This is a genomic window from Cohaesibacter gelatinilyticus, assembly GCF_900215605.1.
In the GTDB taxonomy this organism is placed as follows: Bacteria; Pseudomonadota; Alphaproteobacteria; order Rhizobiales; family Cohaesibacteraceae; genus Cohaesibacter; species Cohaesibacter gelatinilyticus.
In genome coordinates this window covers 42944-64763 of record NZ_OBEL01000010.1, presented here as the reverse complement: position 1 = coordinate 64763, position 21820 = coordinate 42944, and the positions used below count along the sequence as shown (strand labels likewise).

General features: G+C 49.6%; 22 protein-coding genes, 1 tRNA gene and 1 riboswitch. Of the genes, 9 read left to right on the top strand and 14 right to left on the bottom strand.

What is annotated here, in order from left to right; genetic code table 11:
• Positions 1-12: 12 nt before the first annotated feature.
• From CRO57_RS23725 to dctP, 6 genes are all read right to left on the bottom strand, one after another.
• Complete coding sequence (locus tag CRO57_RS23725) at positions 13-420, bottom strand: universal stress protein (RefSeq protein ID WP_097156018.1); 408 nt, start codon at positions 418-420, stop codon at positions 13-15.
• A gap of 70 nt (positions 421-490) precedes the next feature.
• Positions 491-2005, bottom strand: coding sequence for a malonate--CoA ligase (locus CRO57_RS23720; RefSeq protein ID WP_097156045.1), 1515 nt, complete (start codon positions 2003-2005; stop codon positions 491-493).
• Positions 2005-3273 carry a malonyl-CoA decarboxylase gene (locus tag CRO57_RS23715; protein ID WP_097156017.1) on the bottom strand — a complete coding sequence of 423 codons (1269 nt, stop codon included), beginning with the start codon at positions 3271-3273 and terminating at the stop codon, positions 2005-2007. Before CRO57_RS23715 ends, CRO57_RS23720 begins: the two co-directional genes overlap by 1 nt.
• The gene (locus CRO57_RS23710) at positions 3270-4586 is read right to left on the bottom strand and encodes a TRAP transporter large permease (RefSeq protein ID WP_097156016.1); all 1317 of its coding nucleotides are present in this window, start codon (positions 4584-4586) and stop codon (positions 3270-3272) included. Before CRO57_RS23710 ends, CRO57_RS23715 begins: the two co-directional genes overlap by 4 nt.
• On the bottom strand, positions 4586-5134 hold the full coding sequence (locus CRO57_RS23705; RefSeq protein WP_097156015.1) for a TRAP transporter small permease subunit: 549 nt from the start codon (positions 5132-5134) through the stop codon (positions 4586-4588). The genes CRO57_RS23710 and CRO57_RS23705 overlap by 1 nt, the downstream gene beginning before the upstream one ends.
• Before the next feature lie 68 nt (positions 5135-5202).
• Positions 5203-6189: a TRAP transporter substrate-binding protein DctP gene (gene dctP, locus CRO57_RS23700; RefSeq protein WP_097156014.1), complete on the bottom strand. Its 987-nt coding sequence runs from the start codon at positions 6187-6189 to the stop codon at positions 5203-5205.
• A gap of 128 nt (positions 6190-6317) precedes the next feature.
• On the opposite strand from dctP, the gene CRO57_RS23695 reads away from it, so the two are divergent.
• The 4 genes from CRO57_RS23695 to CRO57_RS23680 all read left to right on the top strand — a co-directional run bounded on the left by CRO57_RS23695 (position 6318) and on the right by CRO57_RS23680 (position 9680).
• Positions 6318-6980, top strand: coding sequence for a GntR family transcriptional regulator (locus CRO57_RS23695; RefSeq protein ID WP_097156013.1), 663 nt, complete (start codon positions 6318-6320; stop codon positions 6978-6980).
• A 183-nt stretch (positions 6981-7163) separates the two neighbouring features.
• Entirely contained in the window at positions 7164-7541 is a 378-nt protein-coding gene (locus tag CRO57_RS23690) for a hypothetical protein (protein WP_097156012.1), read from the top strand.
• Between the two features lie 83 nt (positions 7542-7624).
• Positions 7625-8302 carry a winged helix-turn-helix domain-containing protein gene (locus CRO57_RS23685; protein ID WP_097156011.1) on the top strand — a complete coding sequence of 226 codons (678 nt, stop codon included), beginning with the start codon at positions 7625-7627 and terminating at the stop codon, positions 8300-8302.
• Positions 8286-9680 carry a sensor histidine kinase gene (locus CRO57_RS23680; protein WP_097156010.1) on the top strand — a complete coding sequence of 465 codons (1395 nt, stop codon included), beginning with the start codon at positions 8286-8288 and terminating at the stop codon, positions 9678-9680. The genes CRO57_RS23685 and CRO57_RS23680 overlap by 17 nt, the downstream gene beginning before the upstream one ends.
• A gap of 87 nt (positions 9681-9767) precedes the next feature.
• Here the strand turns inward: CRO57_RS23680 and CRO57_RS23675 are convergent.
• A tRNA-Gly gene (locus CRO57_RS23675) sits at positions 9768-9841 on the bottom strand.
• Positions 9842-10028: 187 nt separating this feature from the next.
• Between CRO57_RS23675 and CRO57_RS23670 the strand changes: the two genes are divergently transcribed.
• Together CRO57_RS23670 and CRO57_RS23665 are read left to right on the top strand one after the other, a co-directional pair.
• Positions 10029-10853 (top strand): ion transporter, encoded by an 825-nt coding sequence (locus CRO57_RS23670; protein WP_097156009.1) that lies wholly within the window; start codon positions 10029-10031, stop codon positions 10851-10853.
• A 12-nt stretch (positions 10854-10865) separates the two neighbouring features.
• Positions 10866-11546, top strand: coding sequence for a glutathione S-transferase (locus tag CRO57_RS23665; RefSeq protein ID WP_097156008.1), 681 nt, complete (start codon positions 10866-10868; stop codon positions 11544-11546).
• On the opposite strand, the gene CRO57_RS23660 is transcribed toward CRO57_RS23665, so the two are convergent.
• The 5 genes from CRO57_RS23660 to CRO57_RS23640 form a co-directional block, all read right to left on the bottom strand.
• The gene (locus CRO57_RS23660; RefSeq protein ID WP_170956234.1) at positions 11521-12426 is read right to left on the bottom strand and encodes a GNAT family N-acetyltransferase; all 906 of its coding nucleotides are present in this window, start codon (positions 12424-12426) and stop codon (positions 11521-11523) included. The two genes, CRO57_RS23665 and CRO57_RS23660, sit on opposite strands and share 26 nt — an antisense overlap.
• Positions 12427-12864: 438 nt before the next feature.
• Positions 12865-14010, bottom strand: coding sequence for a GNAT family N-acetyltransferase (locus CRO57_RS23655; protein ID WP_097156006.1), 1146 nt, complete (start codon positions 14008-14010; stop codon positions 12865-12867).
• A gap of 282 nt (positions 14011-14292) precedes the next feature.
• Positions 14293-14871: an IMPACT family protein gene (locus CRO57_RS23650; protein ID WP_097156005.1), complete on the bottom strand. Its 579-nt coding sequence runs from the start codon at positions 14869-14871 to the stop codon at positions 14293-14295.
• Positions 14872-14876: 5 nt separating this feature from the next.
• Positions 14877-15980, bottom strand: coding sequence for a 2'-deoxycytidine 5'-triphosphate deaminase (locus CRO57_RS23645; protein ID WP_097156004.1), 1104 nt, complete (start codon positions 15978-15980; stop codon positions 14877-14879).
• A gap of 78 nt (positions 15981-16058) precedes the next feature.
• On the bottom strand, positions 16059-17423 hold the full coding sequence (locus tag CRO57_RS23640; protein ID WP_097156003.1) for an aminotransferase-like domain-containing protein: 1365 nt from the start codon (positions 17421-17423) through the stop codon (positions 16059-16061).
• A gap of 144 nt (positions 17424-17567) precedes the next feature.
• Here CRO57_RS23640 and CRO57_RS23635 point away from each other — a divergent pair, with 144 nt between their 5' ends.
• From CRO57_RS23635 to CRO57_RS23625, 3 genes are all read left to right on the top strand, one after another.
• The gene (locus CRO57_RS23635; RefSeq protein ID WP_097156002.1) at positions 17568-18428 is read left to right on the top strand and encodes a DMT family transporter; all 861 of its coding nucleotides are present in this window, start codon (positions 17568-17570) and stop codon (positions 18426-18428) included.
• A 115-nt stretch (positions 18429-18543) separates the two neighbouring features.
• A riboswitch (SAM riboswitch) is annotated at positions 18544-18623 on the top strand.
• A 99-nt stretch (positions 18624-18722) separates the two neighbouring features.
• Complete coding sequence (locus CRO57_RS23630) at positions 18723-19931, top strand: O-succinylhomoserine sulfhydrylase (RefSeq protein WP_097156001.1); 1209 nt, start codon at positions 18723-18725, stop codon at positions 19929-19931.
• A gap of 142 nt (positions 19932-20073) precedes the next feature.
• Complete coding sequence (locus tag CRO57_RS23625) at positions 20074-20508, top strand: VOC family protein (RefSeq protein WP_097156000.1); 435 nt, start codon at positions 20074-20076, stop codon at positions 20506-20508.
• Here CRO57_RS23625 and CRO57_RS23620 read toward each other — a convergent pair.
• Together CRO57_RS23620 and CRO57_RS23615 are read right to left on the bottom strand one after the other, a co-directional pair.
• Positions 20505-20996, bottom strand: a complete 492-nt coding sequence (locus tag CRO57_RS23620; protein WP_097155999.1) for a hypothetical protein — start codon at positions 20994-20996, stop codon at positions 20505-20507. The two genes, CRO57_RS23625 and CRO57_RS23620, sit on opposite strands and share 4 nt — an antisense overlap.
• 17 nt (positions 20997-21013) lie before the next feature.
• A complete protein-coding gene (locus CRO57_RS23615; protein ID WP_097155998.1) occupies positions 21014-21667 on the bottom strand; it encodes a CDP-alcohol phosphatidyltransferase family protein in 654 nt (217 codons plus the stop codon).
• Positions 21668-21820: the final 153 nt, after the last annotated feature.

The window sequence follows — 21820 nt, the reverse complement described above, 5'->3', positions numbered from 1 at the left end:
CTCGTAATGATCTCACCGTATCACATGGACAGAGCATTGAGCATGACGCACAACCCTTGCCGCTGTCGACCCAATGAACAAATCCTGCATTCCGGGGCGATGGCTGGTAATCACGATACAGTCATTCTTATGGGATTGGGTGTAATCCAGAATCGTGCGGGCCGAATGCCCTTCAACAACTTCAATATCAATATTTGAAGCATCTGCTACCAGACGTTCCAATTTTTCAATGATCGTCTGTTTGGCGACCTCAACATGATCTTCCGGCAAGAGATCGCTGGCATATTGCGGCAAGTGTTCGAGAACATGCAAAATGGTGATTTTTCCATCCTGTTCACACATGATATTCGCCATTTCGATCGCCTGATGTGCATCACGTCCAGCCTCGAAAGATACAGGAATTAGAATATTGCTATACATGGTCAAAAAATCTCCGAAATCAGGATGGTGAGCATTTGGGAGGACAAATGCTCACCAGGCAGGGAATCCGTTATGAGGAAAACATTCCCTGATAACGCTCACGCAAGATATTCTTCTGAACCTTGCCCATTGTATTGCGCGGCAATTCGTCCAACACCACAAGTTTTTGGGGATGTTTGAAACGTGCAAGAGAATCACGCACTGCATTCATTGCCTTATCGAGATCTGGTGTCTGACCATTTTCTGCCACCAGAATACCCAAGACTGTTTCTCCAAAATCCGGATGAGGGACACCGACAACAGCACTCTCCAGCACGTCATCCTGCTCATCAAGCACCAGTTCGATCTCTTTGGGATAGATATTGTATCCACCAGAAATAATCAGATCCTTGTTTCGCCCGACAATATGGACATAACCGTCTTCATCAATCTTGCCCAAATCTCCCGTGATAAAGAAACCATCTTCGCGCAGCTCTGCTGCTGTCTTCTCGGGCATTTGCCAATAGCCTTTGAAGACATTGGGGCCACGCACCTCGATTTGACCGACTTCGCCAGCAGGCAGCAGATCTCCACTTTCAGGGTCGGTTATTTTCAACTCGACACCAGGAAGCGGGAAACCCACTGTTCCTGCCCGGCGGCCCCCATCATAAGGATTGGATGTATTCATATTGGTTTCGGTCATACCATAGCGCTCAAGAATTCGGTGTCCGGTCAGGTTCTCGAATTGCGTATGGGTTTCTGCCAACAAGGGCGCACTGCCAGAAATAAAGAGCCTCATATGAGAAGCGAGGTCATGTGTGAACCGGTTATCTCCAAGCAAACGGGTATAGAAAGTTGGCACACCCATCATGGATGTGGCGAGAGGCATCTTCTCTAAAATGACATCGAGATCAAATTTGGGAAGAAATACCATGCTACCGCCTGCTGCCAGAGTTACATTCGTAGCAACGAAGAGGCCGTGCGTATGGAAGATCGGCAAAGCATGCAACAACACATCCTTGTCCGTGAATCGCCAATAATCGACCAGCGTTTCTGCATTGGACAACAGATTGGCCTGGGTCAACATGGCCCCTTTGGATCGGCCTGTCGTGCCGGATGTATAGAGGAAAGCTGCCAGATCATCGTCCTTGCGATCAACGGTGACAAAGGCATTCGGCATGCCGTGTGCCTGATCCATCAAGGTACCGCTACCATCAGCATTCAGAGTTTGTAATTTGGCGCCGAGTGAGCGTGTGACAGGCAGCAGCTCTTCTTCACTTCTTTCATCGCAAACAACAAGAGACGCGCCACTATTCTGGATAAAATAGGACAGTTCATCGACCGTGTAGGCGGTATTGAGCGGAAGAAACACCAATCCTGCCTGCACGCAGGCTGCATAAAGCGCGAGTGCCTCAGGCGATTTCTGAATCTGAACAGCCACGCGATCTCCCGGCATCAAGCCTGTCTGAACCATCGCATTGGCCATTTGCGCCGCGACGGCCAGAAAATCCATATGGGTGAGTGTCTTGCCGTCTTGCAGATATAAAAAAGGCGTTGTGCTGGATGCATGAATTCCGAACAATCTGTCATAAAGCGGGTTTGTCATCATACTGCCTTTCCTGAATTTTTTGCTTTTGCAGCATTGCTTGCGAGAGATTTGACGTCACCTGAGGAGATCACTTCCGCCTTGGTGGCAAAGGCTTCGTGATTTTGTGAAACCGACTTCAAATCATAGAGATAATTGACCATTGCACCCAATGACTGGGACTTTCCCTTTTCAGAGGTATCCGCCTCTGCGTGAACCGCATGAACGATAGCCCCATTGCCCAGATGGAACCGCGCTACTGGATCAAAAGGCAATCCATTGAAGCGCTTGGCATTGAGAAGGTAATAGGCAGCCAGAGAACGGATCTGATCAGAGTCATCGGTGCCACTTCTGACCTCCAGCCCAGCCTCGGCCAACCAACGAGTGAGCCCGGGAATTGGTGAGAGCGTCACAAATGTTTTCAAGGTTCCCAATTCCATGGAGAGATCGGAAACCACCTGTTTGATCAACGAATTGCCGAATGAGATACTCGCCAAACCTGCCTGACAATTGGAGATGGAATAGAATACCGCGGTGTCAGCTTCTTCCTCAGCCAGAGCTTCCCTATCCTCACGCAGCAATGCCTGAATGGAACTCGGAACGCCTTTGGTCAGTGCCACCTCAACGAAGATCAGGGGTTCATCCGGCATGGATGGATGGAAGAAGGCAAAACAGCGTCGATCTGCCGGTTCCAGTCTGCGCCGCAGGTCATCCCAGCTATCGATGGCGTGGACCGCTTCATAGGCAATTATTTTTTCCAGAATATGGGCTGGACTTTCCCAACTGATTGGACGCAAAACCAGAAAGCCACGATTGAACCAGGACTGAAACAAGTGTTGGAAATCCAGATCCAGCGCCTTGAGTTCCGGGTCCTTGCGACCAAGCCGCAGCAAATCCGCTCTCATTCGAACCAAATCTTCTGTTGCACCGGGGAGACGGTTCAAGCGTCTGATCAGTTCCTGGCGATCTGGTTCCGAGGCATGCATGAAAGCACGATAGGTCTTTTGAGAAGGCTCTTGCTCATATGCATCCAGAGTATTTCGGACCGTTTCAGGATCAATATTCATCGAGGTAGCCAGATGATGGAAGAAGGCGAGCTTCTCCTCATCTTCCAACTGCTGGAAGCGCGTCAGAATCTCCTGCCCCAATGATAGACCGGACATTTCTCCTGACGCACTTATCAGGTCATTCGCCAACTCGTCGAGCGAGCGACCATCTCTCTTGAGGAGAGATGATGTCTTGAAACGTCGCTCAAAAACTGAAGACAGAAGGTCGGCAAGCAAAGTCATATTGCTTTCCCCATCACAATATCAGGAAGCCAGGTCGCCAAGCTTGGAAACAGACACAACAGAATGATCGCCAAAACCATGCAGGCAACAAACGGCAGAGAGCCGGTCAGAATGGTCTTGAGCGAGATATCCGGAGCAATGCCGTTGATCACATAGAGGTTCAGTCCAACTGGCGGGGAAATCAAGCCGATTTCCATATTGATGGTCAGCACAACGGCAAACCAGATAGGATCAAACCCGGCGGTCGTGATAATTGGGAGCAGGATCGGCGCAGCCATCAAGATCACTGCAACTGGCGGCAGGAAGAAACCAGCAATCAAAAGAAAAATGTTGACCGCCCCCATCAGTACCCAGCGATTGACATCCAGCGTACCGATCCATTCTGCAATTGACTGCGTGATGAACAACGATGAAAGCATATAAGAGAAGACACCGGCAGCAGCAATGATGAACAGGATCATCACGCTTTCTTTGGTGCTGTCTCGAAGCACGATCCAGATCTTGGATGGATGCCAGAGTTTGTAGATGATCATGGCGACCAATAGGCACATCAAGGCACCGACAGCGGCAGTTTCCGACGGCGTTGCAATGCCGCCATACATGGCGTAGAGCACCCCCAGGATGATGAGCAGAAAAGGCACTACGCGTGGCAGAATTTCGAAACGCTGTGCCCATGTATAGCTACCGGCGCTCAGTCTGGACGCATCACCAGAGCGCCAGGTTGAATAGAGTGACCAGACCATGAAGAGGCCAACCAGCAACAAACCAGGCACAACACCCGCCAAAAACAGACGGCCAATGGAGGTCTCGGTTGCAATACCATAGACAATCATGGTGACAGATGGCGGAATGAGGATACCAAGTGTTCCACCAGCAGCAATGGATCCTGCCGCTACGCCGTCAGGATAGCCGCGCTTACGCATTTCCGGGATACCCATCTTACCGATGGCTGCGCAGGTCGCAGGTGATGACCCCGACATGGCCGCAAAGAGCGCGCAGGCACCAAGGTTAGACACAACCAGACCGCCGGGTACGCGGGTCAACCAGCGCTCCAGCGCTTCATAGAGATCAGCTCCGGCTCGGGTCGATGCAATGGATGACCCCATGATGATGAACATGGGAATGGACAGAAGTGCAAAATTATCCAGTTTACCAAACAGGATTTCCGGCATGAGCTCCAATGACCGGAAACCATCAAAGGTCAGAAGAAAACCAGCAGACACAATGAGGAGCCCAAGTGCCACTGATACGCCCGAAAACAGCACGAGGATGGTTGCAATGGCAACCAGACCTCCGAGGAATAGCGGGTCCATCAAACGTCCTCCAATCCAAATGGTTTATCTATGCAGAGGATGAGCGCTACGAAATCTGCAATCAGTTGCAGCAGAAGAAGCGTGAAACCAACGGGAATTGCCAGATAAGGTATCCAGAGCCGAACCCCCCAGACTGTATCGGAACGCCAGCCACGGTCCCATGCAACTGCCCAATATTCCCAACCATAGAAAACCATCACAAGCACGATGAGAATGGAAAGAAACAATGTCAATATTGCCAATATGAAACGGGGTCCGGGCGATAGGGAAATCGGGATCAGATCGACATTGACATGCCCTCTCAAACGCTGAACATAAGGCAGGCCAATGAGCGTTGAGGCAATGACCAGATAGATAACTGCCTCTGTCTGCCAGACGGTTGATCCATTGAGAACAAAACGAACGACAATCATTTGGCAGGTGATCGCAACGGCAATGACAATCATGGCTGCAGAGGCCCATCCTGCCAAGGTGGATAGTCTCTCTACAATTTTCAAAAAGGCATTATTGCCGGAATGAGCTGCAACAGCGGAGCTATGCCCAGCCATGGTCTCCTCCTGAGAGTGCTTCTGATTTCGGAAGGACGTTGGGGCGACTGAAAGTCGCCCCGAATATCTTACTCAACGGCAAGAGCCTTATCCAGCAATTGCTGACCATCCGAGACCTCGTCTACGAAAGCCTTGTAGGAGGTTTTCTTCGCCAGTTCACGCCAGGCATCAAAATCAGCCTGACTCATTTTGGCAATTTCAACACCAGCATCGCGGAAGACTTTTTCGGATGCTGCATCCTGTTTTTTGGCCTCTTCCAGATAATAGGCCTGTGCCTTCTTGGAAGCAGCAAGCAAAGCCTTTTGCTGATCTTCGTTCAGCTTTTCAAAGCTCGTCTTGTTCATCAACAATGGCTGATACATGAACCAGAGCGCCAGATCGGACGCTGGAGTATAGCATTTGACCTGCTCATAGATGCGATAGGATACAAATGACGAAGATGACGTGTTGGCGGCATTCAAAACACCGGTCTGCATGGCATTATAGATCTCGGAAGACGCCATGGAAGCAATGGATGCCCCTGCTCCGGCCAGCATTTGTTCAAAGGATTTGCCCGCAGCACGAGTTTGCAGACCCTTCACATCTTCAGGCTTGGTAATGCATTTGTCCTTGCCAACAAAGCCGCCGGCCAGATAACCATGGACCAGAACCATGACGTCATCTTCTGCCATGATCTTTTCCAGGTCTTTCATGAACGGCGATTCACTCAAACGGGCGGCATGATCATGGTTTTTCACCAGACCTGGCATCAATGTCAGATTATATTGCGGACGCTGTCCGCCAGCATAACTGAGTGGCAGAACGGACATATCAAGAAACCCGCGACTGAGCGGGCGATATTGCTCTCGTGGCTTGAAGAGAGATTTTGATCCGAAAATCTTGATTTTCAGATCCACATTGGCGGCTGCGACTTCATCCGCAACGATCTGAGCTACCTTGTGCCTTACATCCTTGCTTGACCATTGATGCGACAACCGCAACTCGGCGGCATTGGCCACACTGGCAATAGCTATGAGAGCAGCGGCCCCCACTGCTGATTTCAAAATCGACTTCATAGTTTCCTCCCTAAGTCGGTCGTTTAACTGAAATGATAGAGTGATTGATTTTTGTATTTTTAAATTTAATTCTTGTATACAAAAACTCGTTTATTGCGTTTTGTCAAGCATGCGTTTAAAACAAGGGCATGGAGAAACGCCGCGCAGATAGCATCGCTCAAGAATTGGAAGAGCTGATTTTCAACGGTACATTTGCCGATGGAGATCGGTTGGACGAAGTTCGACTTGCAGAGAGATTCAAGGTTTCACGAACCCCACTTCGAGAAGCAATTCAAAGACTTGCTCTTTCCGGACTTGTAAAGCTCATACCACGTCGTGGCGCCTTTGTTTGCCAGCCTGGTCCACTGGAACTCATGGAAATGTTCGAGGTCATGGCAGAGCTGGAAGCCGTTTGTGGACGTTTGGCCGCCAAACGGATATCAGAAGACGCGATCAATGAGCTGAAGGAAGCCAACAGGAATTGTCAGGCAGCAGTGGATACGGATGACACGGATGGCTATTATCTCGAGAATGAAAAATTCCACAATATTATCTATCGCGAATCCGGGAACAGCTTTCTAGAACAGGAAGCAAGGCGACTCCACAAGCGACTGAAACCCTTCCGTCGCCTGCAATTGCGTTTGCGAGGCCGTATGGAGCAATCCATGGCAGAACACAAAGCAATTGTTGAAGCTCTGTCCAACAACGAGTCTGATCTTGCAGCCAATGAATTGCGAGATCACGTCGCGGTTCAGGGTGAGAAGTTCCATTATCTCATGGCCAATCTGAAGAAGACCACTATTCCTGCATAAACTATTTGGAAACCTCGATAGTGATGTCTTCCATCTGGCTCTTTTTATATAACTTCCAAAGCAGATTATCCACTTTACAAAATTGTAAACTGGCGCCGGAGTGCCTGTAAGTTTCCGTTTCTAATTTCGCCTCACAAGCAATCGACGTGCTTGCAACAGAGATAGATTTGAAAAGGACACCCCATGAAAACCATCACTGTCACCATCGCGGCCATTATCATCACCACTGGTATGTCATTCGCAGCATCTCAGTCCACTGAGGATCTGATCAAACCTTCGCTCTCATTTGCCAAAGCAATGGAGATCGCGACCAGCAGCAAGCATGGAGATCTTGTGGCTTTGGAGCTGGATCATATCGACAATACAACAATATATGTAGCAGAACTGGCGTCTGAGACGTCCCATACCCTCATGCAAATTGATGGCACTAATGGCACCATAATCGCCACAGCCAACGCATCTGCCAACTCACCGGAAGCCTTGCGGAATCTAATGGAAGAGCTGGGCCATAACAATGAAGAACATCACGAAGATGACCATGATGATTGCAAGATGAAGTGATATCGGACTGTATATAAAGTCTCTCAATGTTGAGAAGGTGGTCCAAGCCACCTTCCAGCTATGTTATATGGACGCCCGTTAAAATGCGTATTCTTTTTCTCGAAGATGATAGTGAGATCAGTCAGTGGATTTGTCAGAGCCTGGAAGCAGCCGGACATATCGTGGACTGGTTTGAAAATGGTCCGGATGCGCTCTTTGCAGCAACTACGAGAGATTACGACATATTGGTTCTGGATCGAATGGTGCCCGGGCTGGACGGTTTATCACTGATAAAGGCTTTGCGGAGTGCAAAGATCAAAACACCCACCCTGATGCTGACAGCCTTGGGGGAAGTGAAAGACAGAGTGGATGGACTGGAAGCGGGAGCTGATGATTATCTCGTCAAACCGTTTGCATCCAGCGAGTTATTGGCACGAATTGTCGCCTTGGGAAGACGTGGAGGCCAGACCACAGAGCCCGAGGTTACCAAGCTCTCTTATGAGGATCTGGAGCTGGATCTGCTATCTCATACCTGCCAACGAGGCAATCAGAAAATCGATCTCAATGCCAAGGAGTTTCGTTTGCTGGAAGCCTTCATGCAAAATAGAGGGCGGGTTCTCACCCGAACCATGCTGCTGGAGCGGGTATGGAACATCAACTTCAATCCCGAAACCAGTATCGTAGAAACCCATGTCAGCAGGCTTCGTTCCAAGATCGACAAACCATTTCCAACCTCATTAATTCGCACCATCAGAGGGGCTGGATATGTTTTCGGCAGTTAAAAGCCTGATGCGCATGAGTGCACTTCGAAATGCGCTGCAGCTTTGCGTGTTGTTCACTGGCATCATGATTGCTGCTGGCTTCCTGCTAGGCTGGCAAATCTCAGATCAAATCCATGATGATATCGACGATGCGTTGAGTTATCGTGCCCAATCCATTCTGGACAGCACAACAGATAGTGATGGAACCCCGATTTGGTTCCTGACACAAAGCGAGACAATGTTTGTTGGAAGCTCTGAGAGCTATCTGCCCAAAAACGGCCGGCTTATTGGCCCCATCAAACAAAATATCTTTGAACAAGATGGCTTTCGAACCATTCCCAGCAGCAAGCTATTTAGTGAGCGTTATTTTCAGATCATCCAAAACGAGTTTCTGCCCACAGAACTGGAGGAGCTGGAGTTAGAACTCGGTTCCACGGAAGAACTGACGGAAGACGATCTTTGGCGCGTCTATGTCAAAACCACCCCTTCCGGAGCTATTGCAGCCTACACTCCCATTCATGAAGTGGAAGATGCACTTCAATTGCTTCCCTCCATTCTTCTATCCATTACCACAATCATCCTCGTTGTTACCTTGGCAGGTGGGCTGGTACTTGGCCTCAGACAACAAAAACGTATCAGCGCAATTCATGATGGCTTACAGAAAATAGCTGATGGGGATTTATCTTTTCGCATAGCACCCAAACGAATTTGCGATGACGTTGACGAATTGATGCTAGGTATCGACGAGGCAACGCAGAAGCTGGAAATGTCAGTTCGGCAATTGACCGACTTTTCAAGAGATGTTGCTCATGAACTCCGCACTCCGCTAACACAGTTGCGCGCTATCCTGGAAACCGCAAAAAATAAGGATGATATGGCGCGAGCAATCAACAAGACCGAAGATATCATCCGTATCTTTGATTCCATTCAGCGTATTTCCAGACTGGGCAGCCGTGAGAATAAAGCGTCTCTGGAACCCGTGGCTCTGGATGATCTCGCCAATCTGATGGCAGATCTCTATACCGAGGTTGCAGAAGAGCAAGAACAACGTCTCGTGGTTACGGCAGCTTCCAATCGAACTATTCAAGGTGATTGGCAATTACTTGCTCAATTGGCCTCCAATCTGGTTGAAAATGCCATTCAACATGCAGGCGCCGGAGCAAGCATTATAGTTAGTACCAAAGACAATATTCTCATCATAGAAGATGACGGGCCGGGCATTCCGACTGACGAACATTCCCGGGTTTTCGAGCCATTCTACAAGCGTGATAGCGCTCGTAAAGGGCAAGGATCAGGCCTTGGCCTAGCTCTGGTCAAGGCAATCGCCGACTATCATGGTTCCGAAGTCCTTCTTGTGGAGAAAGACGATGGCGGGCTGTTGGTCGAAGTGAAGTTCTAGATTCAGGATTCATTTTCTGGACAGCGCAATCAGCTCTCAAAAATGCTTGGGCAATGGACCAACTTCGATCAGATATATGAAAACAGCTGGAGCGGGTGAAGGGAATCGAACCCTCGTCTTAAGCTTGGGAAGCTCCTGCTCTACCATTGAGCTACACCCGCTGAATGTGATCCTTTTATCGATCTTTCAAAAAAGGGGCAAGGTGATTGCACCTTGCCTCCCCAATTGGGTAGGGTCAATCATACTCTTTTCCCTTGGGTCTTGTAACTGAGGTCTTGCATTCGCCATGCTTTGCGGACAAAAAGTGCCAACTGATACACATTTGTCCTGATACGGAAATGCCTCGTCATGCTTGCCAGACTAGAAACAATCCTGTCCTCCCGCCAGTTTGAACTGGCTATCACCGCTCTGATCATTCTCAATGCCATCACATTGGGTCTGGAAACATGGCCAGCAGCTGTAGAACTCTTCGGAGGCTTCTTTCATCTGCTTGATAAAGCCATTCTGGCAATTTTCGTGATCGAGATCAGTCTACGTCTTGGCATTCATCGTCTGCGCTTCTTCACCGACCCTTGGTCAATCTTTGACTTTGTGGTGGTTGTCATTGCGCTCATTCCGAGCTCTGGTAGTTTATCGGTTCTGCGTGCCTTGCGTGTCTTGCGTGTCTTGCGCCTGATAAGCTTTGTTCCAAGTCTTCGCCGTGTGGTCGGTGCTTTGCTGGAAGCATTACCCGGTCTGGGCTCCATCTCACTGCTGTTGGGACTCATCTATTATGTCTTTGCGGTCATGGCCACAAAGCTGTATGGCGAGGCCTTTCCACAATGGTTTGGGACGCTTGGAGAATCCTCCTATACCTTGTTCCAGATCATGACGCTGGAAAGCTGGTCCATGGGCGTCGTTCGTCCGGTGATGGATTATGCTCCCCTCGCCTGGCTCTTCTTCGTGCCGTTCATTCTTGTTACTTCCTTCACCGTTCTGAACCTCTTCATCGGTATCATTGTCTCCGCCATGCAGTCCGAACATGAAGCGACGGCAGAAGCAGATCGCGCCGCCTTGCATGAAGAAACGGAAAGCGTGAGTACCGAGGTAAAGGCCCTTCGGGCAGAACTGGCTGAGTTGAAGGCCATAATTGTGTCTCAAGGGCAAGCTAGAGGTGAAACAGACCGAGTTTAAGGAGCAACCTGAATGAACAATCCCGCACCACAAGCTGATGCCTCGCGTCCTATTCTCTATTCTTTCCGCCGCTGTCCTTATGCCATGCGCGGTCGAATGGGGTTATTTGCGTCTAGTCAGGTCGTGGAGCTGCGTGAGATTGTTCTTCGGGACAAGCCAGCCCATATGATCGAAATGTCTCCTAAAGGTACGGTTCCTGTCCTGATCATGCCGGATGGTCGGGTAATTGACGAGAGCCTGGATATCATGCTCTGGGCGTTGAGCTCGCGGGACCCTCTTGGCTGGTTAAATCCAAATGAAGGATCACTGGACCAGATGCTTGAGCTCATTGCCCACATGGACGGAGATTTCAAACGTCATCTGGATCGCTACAAATACGCGACACGTTATGAAGATGCAGATGAGTTGATTGAACGTGGAATGGCTCTGGTGGCCCTAGATCCTCTGGCTGAGCGATTGAAGCAAAGACCACAGCTTTTCGGCAGCAAGATAAGTTTGGCAGACATTGCCCTCTTTCCCTTTGTACGTCAATTTGCCAATACGAACCGGACATGGTTCGATCAGGCTGCTCCCTCTCCGGTGGTTAATTGGCTGAGGGGCCACGAAGCCTCACAACTCTTTTCTGATATTTTTCGACGATGGATGGTTTGGAAAGAAGGCGATCCTGTTACCCTTTTTCCGGCCCCAGAATAGAAGCCAATATAGTGCGGATAGTTCCTCCTCCCATCGCTGGCTTGCCGTCAGGTTGTTGCAGGCTCCGCTTTTGCTGATAATTTTTGAGGAATTTTATGCTTCTCAATACACCATGACCAGTAAGTGTTTGGGGTCGGGCAAGCGTCTGTATCGCAACGGGATAGGTACCAAACTGCATTTTGTATGCTTCATCACCGATTGAAAAATCAAATCCGCCAAAGCCATCCTTCATCAGATCACAGATCATGTCCTCCAACAGGATTACCCCAGGAGAATGACGTCCATAGCGCTTGAAATCTGCTCCGGGGAGCAAATAAATATACTCCTCTTCGTGACATAACCCGAATGCAACGGCAATGCATACGTCGTCCAGCAACAATTGATAGGTTCTTGTGGAGCCATCCCGTGCTCCTTGTTGCGCCAAGTGCAAATAAAACTCAAAGACACTTTGGTTCTGCATATGCTCCGTGCGCCGGTTCTCCGAAAAACGCAAATGACGAAATGCGCGAAGCGATGAGAATGCTCGCATGATCTCATCCGGGTTTGACACCAATTGAGATCTCAATGACCCTTCCTCGAGCAATTTCTGGCGAGCGCGCCGTAAATTGCCTCGCCGTTTCTTGCTCATGGTCTTTTTGCGCCAATCCTCAAAGCTGCCCGTCAGCTCCGTACGATGACTGTCAAAATTTGCATTTAATTGATGCGCCTTGGGGAACAAATGCAACAAAATCTGATCCGTCGCATGAATATGTTTGATCCAAAGCAAATCGTGAGATGGAAGAATTGAATCAATTTCTGCAGACAAGGCACCTGATTGTCTGATCAACTCATCTAGAAAAGCTGCATTATAAATTGTAGCCGCATAATCTACAAAACCCATATTAAGAAATTCAAGAAGGCGCAGCGGGCCTTTTCTTCGCAACAATAGCGGTAAAGCCAATATAAGCTGCTGGGTGTCTTGCTCACGGATCAAAAGTGTTTGGACCTTGCCCAAAGCAGTGCTGCAGGCATGAGTTTGCAATTTCTCGAGCCAACTCGGCTGCTGGAAAACCGTAGCATCGGAAACTGCATATAGTGCTTGATACTCATCGGACGAAAAATCGAACTCTGACACTATCGAGCATAGAAAGAGCGGGGACTGGTTCATAGCATTCTGATCAAATTCATCTGCTATGGTTGTGACAGATATTCGAACGCCAAACTAGCTAAAATCTTAATGATTTTATACCAAGCTTAACAAAGCACAAATAGATACAGGTAATTTCCAATCAGTCCGAAACATATAGAAACATAATTTACAAATAGAGAGTTGCAACAATCATCCCGCTATGCGGACACCCTCTTGCCTTGTTTCAGGACAAAGCCAGCGATTGAACTGAGACCCCATACCACCTTTTTTGATAACATTGGCGAATGTCACGCCCATGGACCCCAGAAGGGAATGACTGTGCCAGAGCGTATAGATAGTGCTCGGACGGGTCCCGAATTTACGTTTATGGCCTTCGTCACCAACAGTGAAATCGAAATGATCGAATCCTCGATCCAGGCAATCGGCAATCATATCCTCAATCATGAGCAATCCAGGCGAAAAGCGACCCAAACGGTCATAATCTATCGCCGGAAGCAGATAATAGAAACGACCGGCATGAGCCAATCCAAAATGTACCCCGACAATCTGATCATCCAGCGTGAACTGATAAACAACAGCATAGCCTGCCTGAGCGCCGTCCTTGGCCAATTTTAGATAGAAGTCAAAAGCGATGGGATCCTGACAATAGTCCTTTTCCAAACGATCATGAAAACGATCCTTGCGCAATACCCGCAAGCGCTCAAATGCCTGCTCAATCTCAGCAGCATCCATCAGACGCCGCATGGAAAAATTGCCCTCACGCTTCAATGCTTTTCGTTTGCGGTTGTTGTTTCGGCGGGTAGTTCGGGACATTTTTGCGGCACGCCATTCCTCGATATTTCCAAATAGATCAGTCGAATGTGCACCAAATGCGGCTTTTCGAACCTGTGCATTGGGAAAAAGACGTGTTAGATCCAGATCCTGATCCCGCAGATGTTTGATGCGCAATAGATCATACGGAGAAAGAAGCTTCTCCAGATGCAAGTAAAGCTCTGTTGGATCATCCAGCTGCGTCCACAAATCCGGGTGTATGGTTGGCGCGGCATAATCGACCAATCCCAGATTGGCAAATTCGAGAATATACGCCCCCATCATCGGACGTTTGATCAGCGGAAACAGGGCAAGTAATTTGCTGTTTTCTTCATGACGAACGGAAACATACTGAGACGTCAAACCTTCCAGACGACCAATATGGGCATGCATTGCATTGTGCCAAACCGGATGTTGAAAAGCGGTGGCCCGACAAGCATGAAACAAAGCCGCATAATCGCTTGAACCGAAATCAAATTCGGGCGTCAGTTCAAATCTCAGCGATGCTACCTTTAGACGTTCCATGAATATTTCCTGCGCTATGCCGTATATTACTCCGACTTTGGTGCATGATATATTCGAAAATTATAAATTACTCTAAATGGCAGCCAATTTCGACAGACATAAATGGGTAATTCGGTCGCATGTCTGTTGACCCATTGATATATACAAACAGATATTGGAATTCATGCTTAACAGTTCGTCACAGGATCCATCAATCAAGCGAATTCTGCGAGGGTAGTTTTACGCGGTGATAAAGGAAAAATTGCGAATTCAACGTGCCCCGAACCTTGTTAGCAACGGGCTTCAGAGATGGTCCAATTTCAGGATAAACTCATTCAATTCTTCCAGACGTTTCAATGGCCCTTGCACCGTTAGTTCAGCCCCATTTTCTGTGAATTGTCGGTCCTGGACCTCCAGTTTGAGCAATGAGACCTGGCGCTCCAAATCCGACATTTGATCAAACCGGCACTTCACTGTCTCACTCAAAATACGTTGCCAAGGAACCAGATCCGCTGCATCAATTGCTTTGCTGGCTGCACCGGAATAGGCACGAGCCAAGCCTCCTGCTCCGAGTTTCGTGCCGCCAAAATAGCGTACAACGATCACACCAAGATTAATCAGACCACGCCCAATGAGAACCTTGAGCATTGGCATGCCGGATGTGCCTGCCGGTTCACCGTCGTCCTTGGCTCCCTCCTCAATCTGATCATCGTCATGAATTAGGCGAAAAGCTGTAACATGATGATTGGCTTTTCTATGTTCAGCTTTCAACTCATTCAATCGCTTCTCAAACTGATCCATGGGCACAAGAAAGGCCAGAAAACGAGATTTCTTCTCTTCCAGTTCAGCATAGGTCTCATTGGTGACGGTATACAGTGCCATGAACCCTATTGCGCCACTTTGAAATGTTTGGACAGCTTCAGGCCCTGGGCCTGATAGTTGGAACCAATGCCCATTCCATAAAGCTCGCTTGGCCGCGCACGCATCTTTTCATATGCAAGACGTCCAATAATCTGGCCATGCTCAACGATGAATGGCACTTCATGGCTTCGGACTTCCAATACAGCGCGAGAACCGGTGCCACCTGCAGCGCTATGACCAAAACCAGGGTCAAAGAAGCCAGCATAATGGACACGAAATTCACCAACCAGTGGATCGAACGGTACCATCTCGGCAGCATAATCGGGTGGAACATGTACAGCTTCATTTGAAACAAGGATATAAAACTCATCCGGATCCAGGATCAGTTCACCTCGACCATGACCATAGATTGGCTCCCAGAAGTCAACAACCTCTTGTGCATCACGCTTATCAACATCAATCACTGCCGCATGACGCTGCGCCCGATAGCCAATGACGCCATCTCCTGCCAGATCGATGGAAACGGCAATCCCATCTGAAATAAAAGGGTCGCTCGAGGCCACCAACGTTTCTGCTTGATGCAGAGCGAGATGCTCCTGATCGCTTAGCACCACTCGCCCCTGACGAAAACGGATTTGCGTAAGGCGAGAGCCCGCACGGGCAAAAATCGGGAAGGTACGCGGACTAACTTCCAGATAGAGCGGTCCTTCATACCCTTCCGGGATTTTGTCAAACTGTTGAGCCTTGTCAGTGATCAGGCGGGTAAAAATATCCAGTCGTCCGGTGGAGCTTTTAGGATTGGCCGCTGCTGCAATTCCTTTTGGAAGCTTCAAATTCTCCATCAAAGGCACAATATAGACGCACCCGGTTTCCAGAACTGCGCCATCTGTCAAATCAATCTGATGGAGTTGCAAATGATCAAGTTTTTCCTGCACGCTCCGGCGCGGGCCTGGCATGAAGGAAGCACGCACTCTATAAGCGGTTGTACCAAGACGCAGATCCATGCTGGCGGGTTGGATCTGATCCTCGTCCAGCGCACTCTCATATCCAATCGCTCCGGCCTCAACCAACTGGTGGATATCGGTATCGTTCAAAATTCCCGAACCGGAAAAGATAACGGAGTTACTCATGGCACTGCCCCTGAACAGATGATTTTTCGCTGTTTAGCAGGGATAAAGGAACGGGGCAATGCAGGATCTGCTTTTGCCTTATATCTCATCCAACAACCTGCTCAATCTTCCAAAAATGTCATCGGACTGCATCTGGCTGACATTGAAACGCATGAAACAGTCTTTTGTCTGAGTCAGGCTGAAGGCATTGCCAGGTGCAAGGATTATATCCTCCTTCAAGGCGTTGCGTGCAAGAGTAGATGCAGAGACATTTCCGGGAAGCTCACACCAGAGGTAGAAGCCACCTCTTGGCAGAATCCATGGCCTGATACCCAAGGCATCCAGCTTTCCCGCGACCTCGGCTCGACGTTTGGCCAGCAACGTTCGGGTCGTTTCCAACTGTCGGCGATATCCACCATCCCGTAAGACCGTAAAGACCATATTGGCTGCGAACGGTCCCGGGCCACCAAAATTGGTCGCTACCTGCAAATCGGTCAGCGCCTCAATCCAATCGGGTTTGGCAGCGATATAGCCACAGCGGATCGATGCTGAAAGCGTTTTTGAATAGCTACCAATGCGCACGACGTTGGACAAACCATCCAGTGCTGCCAAACGAGCAGAAGGCTCTGGTTCAAAGGCGGAAAAAATTTCATCTTCGATGATGGTAAGATCATGATCTGCCGCCAACTTCAACAGCTTGTGCGCCTTTTGCAGCGAGAGTGTCACTCCGGTCGGATTATGCAGACCGGAATTGGTCACATAGAGGCTTGGCTTATGCCTGATCAAGGTTTTCTCAAAATATTCCAGATCTGGGCCATCCTTTTGCAAGGGCACTCCGATGACAGTGACACGATGGGCACGAAGAAGGGCCTGGAAATTGAAGTAAGCCGGATCATCCAACAACACACAATCACCAGGACGCAGCAGCAGACGACAGATGAGATCGATGCTTTGCGTGCCCGACGATGTCAGCAAGATTTGATCAGGGCTGAGGCTCAATCCCTCATCGGCCCAATCCCGGACCAGCAAATTTCGAAGCTCTGGTAACCCACGCGCATTGCCATAATCCGACAAGCCTTCTTCATTGGCCCGGGCCTGACTACGAATGGCTTTTCTTATGGCTTGTTGTGGCATCCAGTCTGCCGGCATCCAACCACATCCCGGTTTGAGATGTTTCAGGGAAGCATCAAGGGATTGCCTTGATACCCAAAGTGGATCGATTACCCGGTCCAGATGCGGCCCGGCTTGCGCAATTTCAAAAGGTTGTTTGACATTGGAAACATAGAAACCCGAACCGCGTCGAGCGGAAATCAGACCTTCAGCTACCAAGCGATCATAGGCCTCAACCACGGTGGAGGGCGCCATGCCCAATCTTGCCGCATAACTTCGGATTGAAGGCAATTTATCGCCAGCCAGCAAAGCCCGATTGGCAATTTGGCGCTGAACTTCCTCCACCACCATCATTGAACGAGAGCTTCTTGACGTATTTTTCTGATCCAAGTGTATCACCCAAAATATCAATACAGTTTTTGAAAATTGTACTGCTTTGTTCCTATCTTTGCAAAGGACTTGTTTTTAATCTGCAAAGACAAGAAGGAGACAATGAGCATGCAGGCAAAAACAAAAGGCTGGATCAACGGATTATTGGGCGTCTTGATTTTTAGTGGTTCGCTTCCAGCCACCCGCATTGCGGTAGAAGGGTTTTCACCATTTTTTTTGACTTCTGCCCGGGCTGTTATCGCAGCGCTTCTCGGCTTGCTGCTGCTTTATGCGCTCAAACAAAAACGCCCCGATAAAGCAGATTTCATCTCTCTTTGTCTCGTCTCCATAGGAGTAGTGATCGGCTTTCCTCTTCTAACCGCTCTTGCCTTGCAAACCATCACTGCGGCCCATTCCATTGTTTTTATCGGGCTTCTCCCTTTTGCTACGGCAATTTTCGCAGTTTTGCGTGGCGGTGAGAGACCCGGCAAACTCTTCTGGCTCTTTTCCCTGATGGGTAGCATGGCTGTTGCTTTGTTTGCCTTATCGACAAGTGAAGCTACGTCGTTCCCGGGAGATCTGTTGATGCTGGGCGCTATCATCATTTGTGGTCTGGGCTATGCCGAAGGGGCAGCCCTGTCACGACGTCTGGGCGGATGGCAGGTCATTTCCTGGGCGTTGCTCCTATCTTTGCCGATCATGGCACTTGTCGCCATGATCACGTTACCGGACTTCTCCAGCGCGATTGCTCCTTCCGCTTGGCTTGGCCTTGGCTACGTTTCCGTCTTTTCCATGTTGATCGGCTTTGTCTTTTGGTATCGAGGCCTTGCCCAAGGAGGCATAGCCGCAGTCGGGCAGCTCCAGTTGCTGCAGCCTTTCTTTGGATTTTTTCTTGCCTTTCTTCTGTTGGGCGAACATATAAGCTGGTCGATGATCGCCGTCACGCTTCTGGTTATCGGGTGCGTGGCGGGGGCCAGGAAATATGCATAATCTATGACCTGCTACAGCCTTTGGGGGTAAAAAATTGCCCGCAGCCAGGCCTCATAAGGATCTTTTTCTCAGTAAGCTGATTGACGCACTTGGAATAAACTCCTAAGAATGGATCTCAGAATTTCGTGGTCATTTGAGCCGGCCGGCTTGCCGCCACGTAAAACAAGGTCGCTAAAAGGTCGGGGGAATGAAACCAAACCCGGCCGTGCATCGCACCGCTGGGTTTTGTCGTATTATGACTATGATAAACCAAGCATCGTTTGTTTTTTGAAGTAGGATCGACAGGAAAAGGTCATGTCAGAGCAGAACAAGAATAAGCCTTCCGCCAACACCAGTCTGCGCCCGGCAACGCAGATGGTCCATGGTGGCGTGATGCGCTCACAATGGGGTGAAACATCAGAAGCGCTCTTCATGACCCAGGGCTATGTCTATGACAGTGCAGAGGCAGCCGAGGCCCGTTTCAAAGGTGACGAACCTGGCTATGTCTATTCCCGCTATGCCAACCCGACCGTCTCCATGTTCGAAGAACGTATGGCACTTCTGGAAGGAGCGGAGGCTGCGCGTGGTACCGCTTCAGGCATGGCTGCGGTGACTGCTGCAATGCTTGCATGTGTCAAGGCGGGTGATCATGTTGTTGCCGCCAGCGCACTCTTTGGTTCCTGTCTTTACATCGTCAGCGAGTTGTTGCCACGTTTCGGTGTTGAATGCACCCTTGTGGATGGCACCAATCTGGAGCAATGGAAAGCTGCTATGCGCTTGAACACGCGCGCCTGCTTTCTTGAAAGCCCAACCAACCCGACCCTTTCCGTGATTGACATCGCTGCTGTTGCCGATATTGCTCACGAAGCTGGTGCCAAGCTTGTAGTCGACAATGTGTTTGCCACCGCTCTTTGGCAATCTCCGCTGACCTTGGGGGCCGATGTTGTCATCTATTCCGCAACCAAACATATTGATGGTCAGGGCCGATGCCTTGGTGGTGTGGTGCTGTCTTCAGAGGAATTCATCGAAGAAGAAATGAAGGACCTGCATCGTCATACCGGACCATCTCTCTCTCCTTTCAATGCCTGGATAATGCTCAAAGGTCTGGAAACCTTCACGTTGCGTGTCAGACAACAAACTCAGACTGCGTCCATTCTGGCAGATCGTCTGGCTGAGCATAAAGCAATTGATCGTGTGCTCTATCCGGGCCACGCCGATCACCCCCAAGCCGAGGTTGTTGCGCGCCAGATGCGTGGGGGTTCCACAATGCTGGCGCTGGAGGTTGCCGGTGGCAAGCAGGCTGCTTTCCGATTGGAAAATGCCCTACAGGTTGTCAGAATTTCCAACAATCTGGGTGATGCAAAAAGCCTCATCACCCACCCGGCCACCACCACGCACCAGCGTCTGGATGATGATCAACTGGCTGCAGCAGGCATCAAACAAGGCTCCCTGCGCTTGTCTGTCGGTCTGGAAGACGTCGAAGATCTGTGGGAAGATTTCGAGCAGGCACTGGCGTCTCTCTAACTCTTCCCAATCCATTTTCAATCTGATCAAGCCCGGTTTTCCGGGCTTTTTCATGTTCCAATTTGGCTCTTGCCAAGTGACCATGCGGCTCTGTTAAGCTCACGCCATCTTTGATTCTGCTTCATTGTCGGGAGAAACCATCATGGATGCTCGTATTTCCATCATCACTTTGGGCGTAAGCAACTTAAACGCCTCTGTTGCCTTCTATCGTGACGGGCTTGGCTGGCCCACCAATTTTGAACCCGAGCAGGGCATCGCCTTTTTCAAGACGGCGGGCACCGTCTTTGCGCTATATCCGATTGATAAAATGGCAGAGGAATTGCCGGACCCGGACTTCAAACCGTCCCCTGGATCCTGTGGTGTGGTAACTGCCCACAACGTGCATACCCGCGACGAAGTGGATGCCATCATCAAGCAGGCCGAGAGTTCTGGAGCAACGGTGAAAAAACAACCATCGGAAACCTTCTGGGGTGGCTATAGCGGTTATTTCTCTGATCCTGACGGATATCTATGGGAGATTGCCCATGGGGCCTTTCCAATTGGCGAGGACGGCCATCTGATCTTGCCACAGGACTAACCACCCTGACACTTGATGTGTGCATCATGTCGCTCGAACCGATCCCGCAGATAGCAGACGAGATCATAGAAAGCCTGCGGGCTGTAGGTGTGAGGGTTGGGCACCTTGATCAATTCGGCGCAAAATTCTGAACAGAACCAGCGGGTCTCCGAATGGCGGTTCAACGAGAAAATATGGCTGAGCAAAATACCGGGATAATCATAATATGTCCCTTTCGTACGCTCCAGAAATGCATGGGCATGGGCTTCATCAAAGAAGCACCTTGGCAGATGAACCAGATCCCAGAAATCGTCACGTAATGTGATGACCTTGCTTCTCGCTCCTCCGTCCATTGAGGAGGAGGAGTGGCACATGACGGTGTCACCAATCTCGGCATGAACGAAAATTGCTTCACAATGAGAATAGCGTGATTGCGTACCAAGGCGCACAACGGCATTTTGCCAGCCACCTTTGGCCTTGTAAAACGCAAAAGTAATTCCGTCACTCATGGAACAAACTGGCCCGACTAGCTGTTTTCTTGCTCGAATATTTCTTCCGCAACTTCCTCCGGCAGATCTCTGAAGACCTGTGTCGCAAGGATAATACGTGAAATTGTTGTTATCGCAGTGATCAGTGCAAAGCCATAGGCAATCCATGCAAAGGCTGTGGGGAAAAGGCAGAATGCGGCAAAAACAGCAAATGTCTCCCCGGCCTCTGCCAGACCACCTGTAAAATAGAGCGATTTGGAGCCATGGCTTTCAGTCGAAATTTCTCTTTTCTCCGCCATGATGGCATAGGCAAGAAAACTGGCACCATTGGCATAAAAAGCCATGAGCAAAACGCACGCAGCCACCGCATTCTTGTCAGGATCTGCCAGAGCAAAGCCGAGCGGGATCAAACCATAGAAGATGAAGTCGAAGACAATATCGAGATAGCCACCCAGATCGGTTTTGCAGCTGGCCCGCGCCACTGCGCCATCCAGGCCATCCATGACCCGACTGAGAAGCAGAACGACAAGCCCCCAGAGATAGAATTGCTGCGTGATAAGCAGACCAGCGATCACACCCAGAACGAGCCCAACGGATGTAACCTGATTGGCAGATATACCGATTGATACCATCGTCTGACCCAGACGGTTCATGGGAGGATCAATCAGGCGTCGCAATCTGGCATCAAACATGGTAAGCGAATATCTCAAAAGCCGGGACAGTGTAGGGCCCCTCGTCAATCGGGTCTCTCAATCTTCCTTGCTAACGTATTTTCATCTGTTTGGCTTCTCACATTTTTGACAGGAGCTTGTTACTCCTGAACAAAATGGAGTAGAAACAGGTTC

Excerpts from the sequence above, each read along its gene's own strand:
- CRO57_RS23725 (WP_097156018.1), bottom strand. The coding sequence starts at position 420 with ATGTATAGCAATATTCTAATTCCTGTATCTTTCGAGGCTGGACGTGAT.
- CRO57_RS23625 (WP_097156000.1), top strand. The coding sequence starts at position 20,074 with ATGGATGCTCGTATTTCCATCATCACTTTGGGCGTAAGCAACTTAAAC.
- CRO57_RS23690 (WP_097156012.1), top strand. The coding sequence starts at position 7,164 with ATGAAAACCATCACTGTCACCATCGCGGCCATTATCATCACCACTGGT.
- CRO57_RS23680 (WP_097156010.1), top strand. The coding sequence starts at position 8,286 with ATGTTTTCGGCAGTTAAAAGCCTGATGCGCATGAGTGCACTTCGAAAT.
- CRO57_RS23615 (WP_097155998.1), bottom strand. The coding sequence starts at position 21,667 with ATGTTTGATGCCAGATTGCGACGCCTGATTGATCCTCCCATGAACCGT.
- CRO57_RS23650 (WP_097156005.1), bottom strand. The coding sequence starts at position 14,871 with ATGGCACTGTATACCGTCACCAATGAGACCTATGCTGAACTGGAAGAG.
- CRO57_RS23670 (WP_097156009.1), top strand. The coding sequence starts at position 10,029 with ATGCTTGCCAGACTAGAAACAATCCTGTCCTCCCGCCAGTTTGAACTG.
- CRO57_RS23630 (WP_097156001.1), top strand. The coding sequence starts at position 18,723 with ATGTCAGAGCAGAACAAGAATAAGCCTTCCGCCAACACCAGTCTGCGC.
- CRO57_RS23705 (WP_097156015.1), bottom strand. The coding sequence starts at position 5,134 with ATGGCTGGGCATAGCTCCGCTGTTGCAGCTCATTCCGGCAATAATGCC.
- CRO57_RS23655 (WP_097156006.1), bottom strand. The coding sequence starts at position 14,010 with ATGGAACGTCTAAAGGTAGCATCGCTGAGATTTGAACTGACGCCCGAA.
- CRO57_RS23665 (WP_097156008.1), top strand. The coding sequence starts at position 10,866 with ATGAACAATCCCGCACCACAAGCTGATGCCTCGCGTCCTATTCTCTAT.
- CRO57_RS23660 (WP_170956234.1), bottom strand. The coding sequence starts at position 12,426 with ATGGGTTTTGTAGATTATGCGGCTACAATTTATAATGCAGCTTTTCTA.
- CRO57_RS23640 (WP_097156003.1), bottom strand. The coding sequence starts at position 17,423 with ATGATGGTGGTGGAGGAAGTTCAGCGCCAAATTGCCAATCGGGCTTTG.
- CRO57_RS23715 (WP_097156017.1), bottom strand. The coding sequence starts at position 3,273 with ATGACTTTGCTTGCCGACCTTCTGTCTTCAGTTTTTGAGCGACGTTTC.
- CRO57_RS23620 (WP_097155999.1), bottom strand. The coding sequence starts at position 20,996 with ATGAGTGACGGAATTACTTTTGCGTTTTACAAGGCCAAAGGTGGCTGG.
- CRO57_RS23720 (WP_097156045.1), bottom strand. The coding sequence starts at position 2,005 with ATGACAAACCCGCTTTATGACAGATTGTTCGGAATTCATGCATCCAGC.
- CRO57_RS23645 (WP_097156004.1), bottom strand. The coding sequence starts at position 15,980 with ATGAGTAACTCCGTTATCTTTTCCGGTTCGGGAATTTTGAACGATACC.
- CRO57_RS23695 (WP_097156013.1), top strand. The coding sequence starts at position 6,318 with ATGGAGAAACGCCGCGCAGATAGCATCGCTCAAGAATTGGAAGAGCTG.
- CRO57_RS23710 (WP_097156016.1), bottom strand. The coding sequence starts at position 4,586 with ATGGACCCGCTATTCCTCGGAGGTCTGGTTGCCATTGCAACCATCCTC.
- dctP (WP_097156014.1), bottom strand. The coding sequence starts at position 6,189 with ATGAAGTCGATTTTGAAATCAGCAGTGGGGGCCGCTGCTCTCATAGCT.
- CRO57_RS23685 (WP_097156011.1), top strand. The coding sequence starts at position 7,625 with ATGCGTATTCTTTTTCTCGAAGATGATAGTGAGATCAGTCAGTGGATT.
- CRO57_RS23635 (WP_097156002.1), top strand. The coding sequence starts at position 17,568 with ATGCAGGCAAAAACAAAAGGCTGGATCAACGGATTATTGGGCGTCTTG.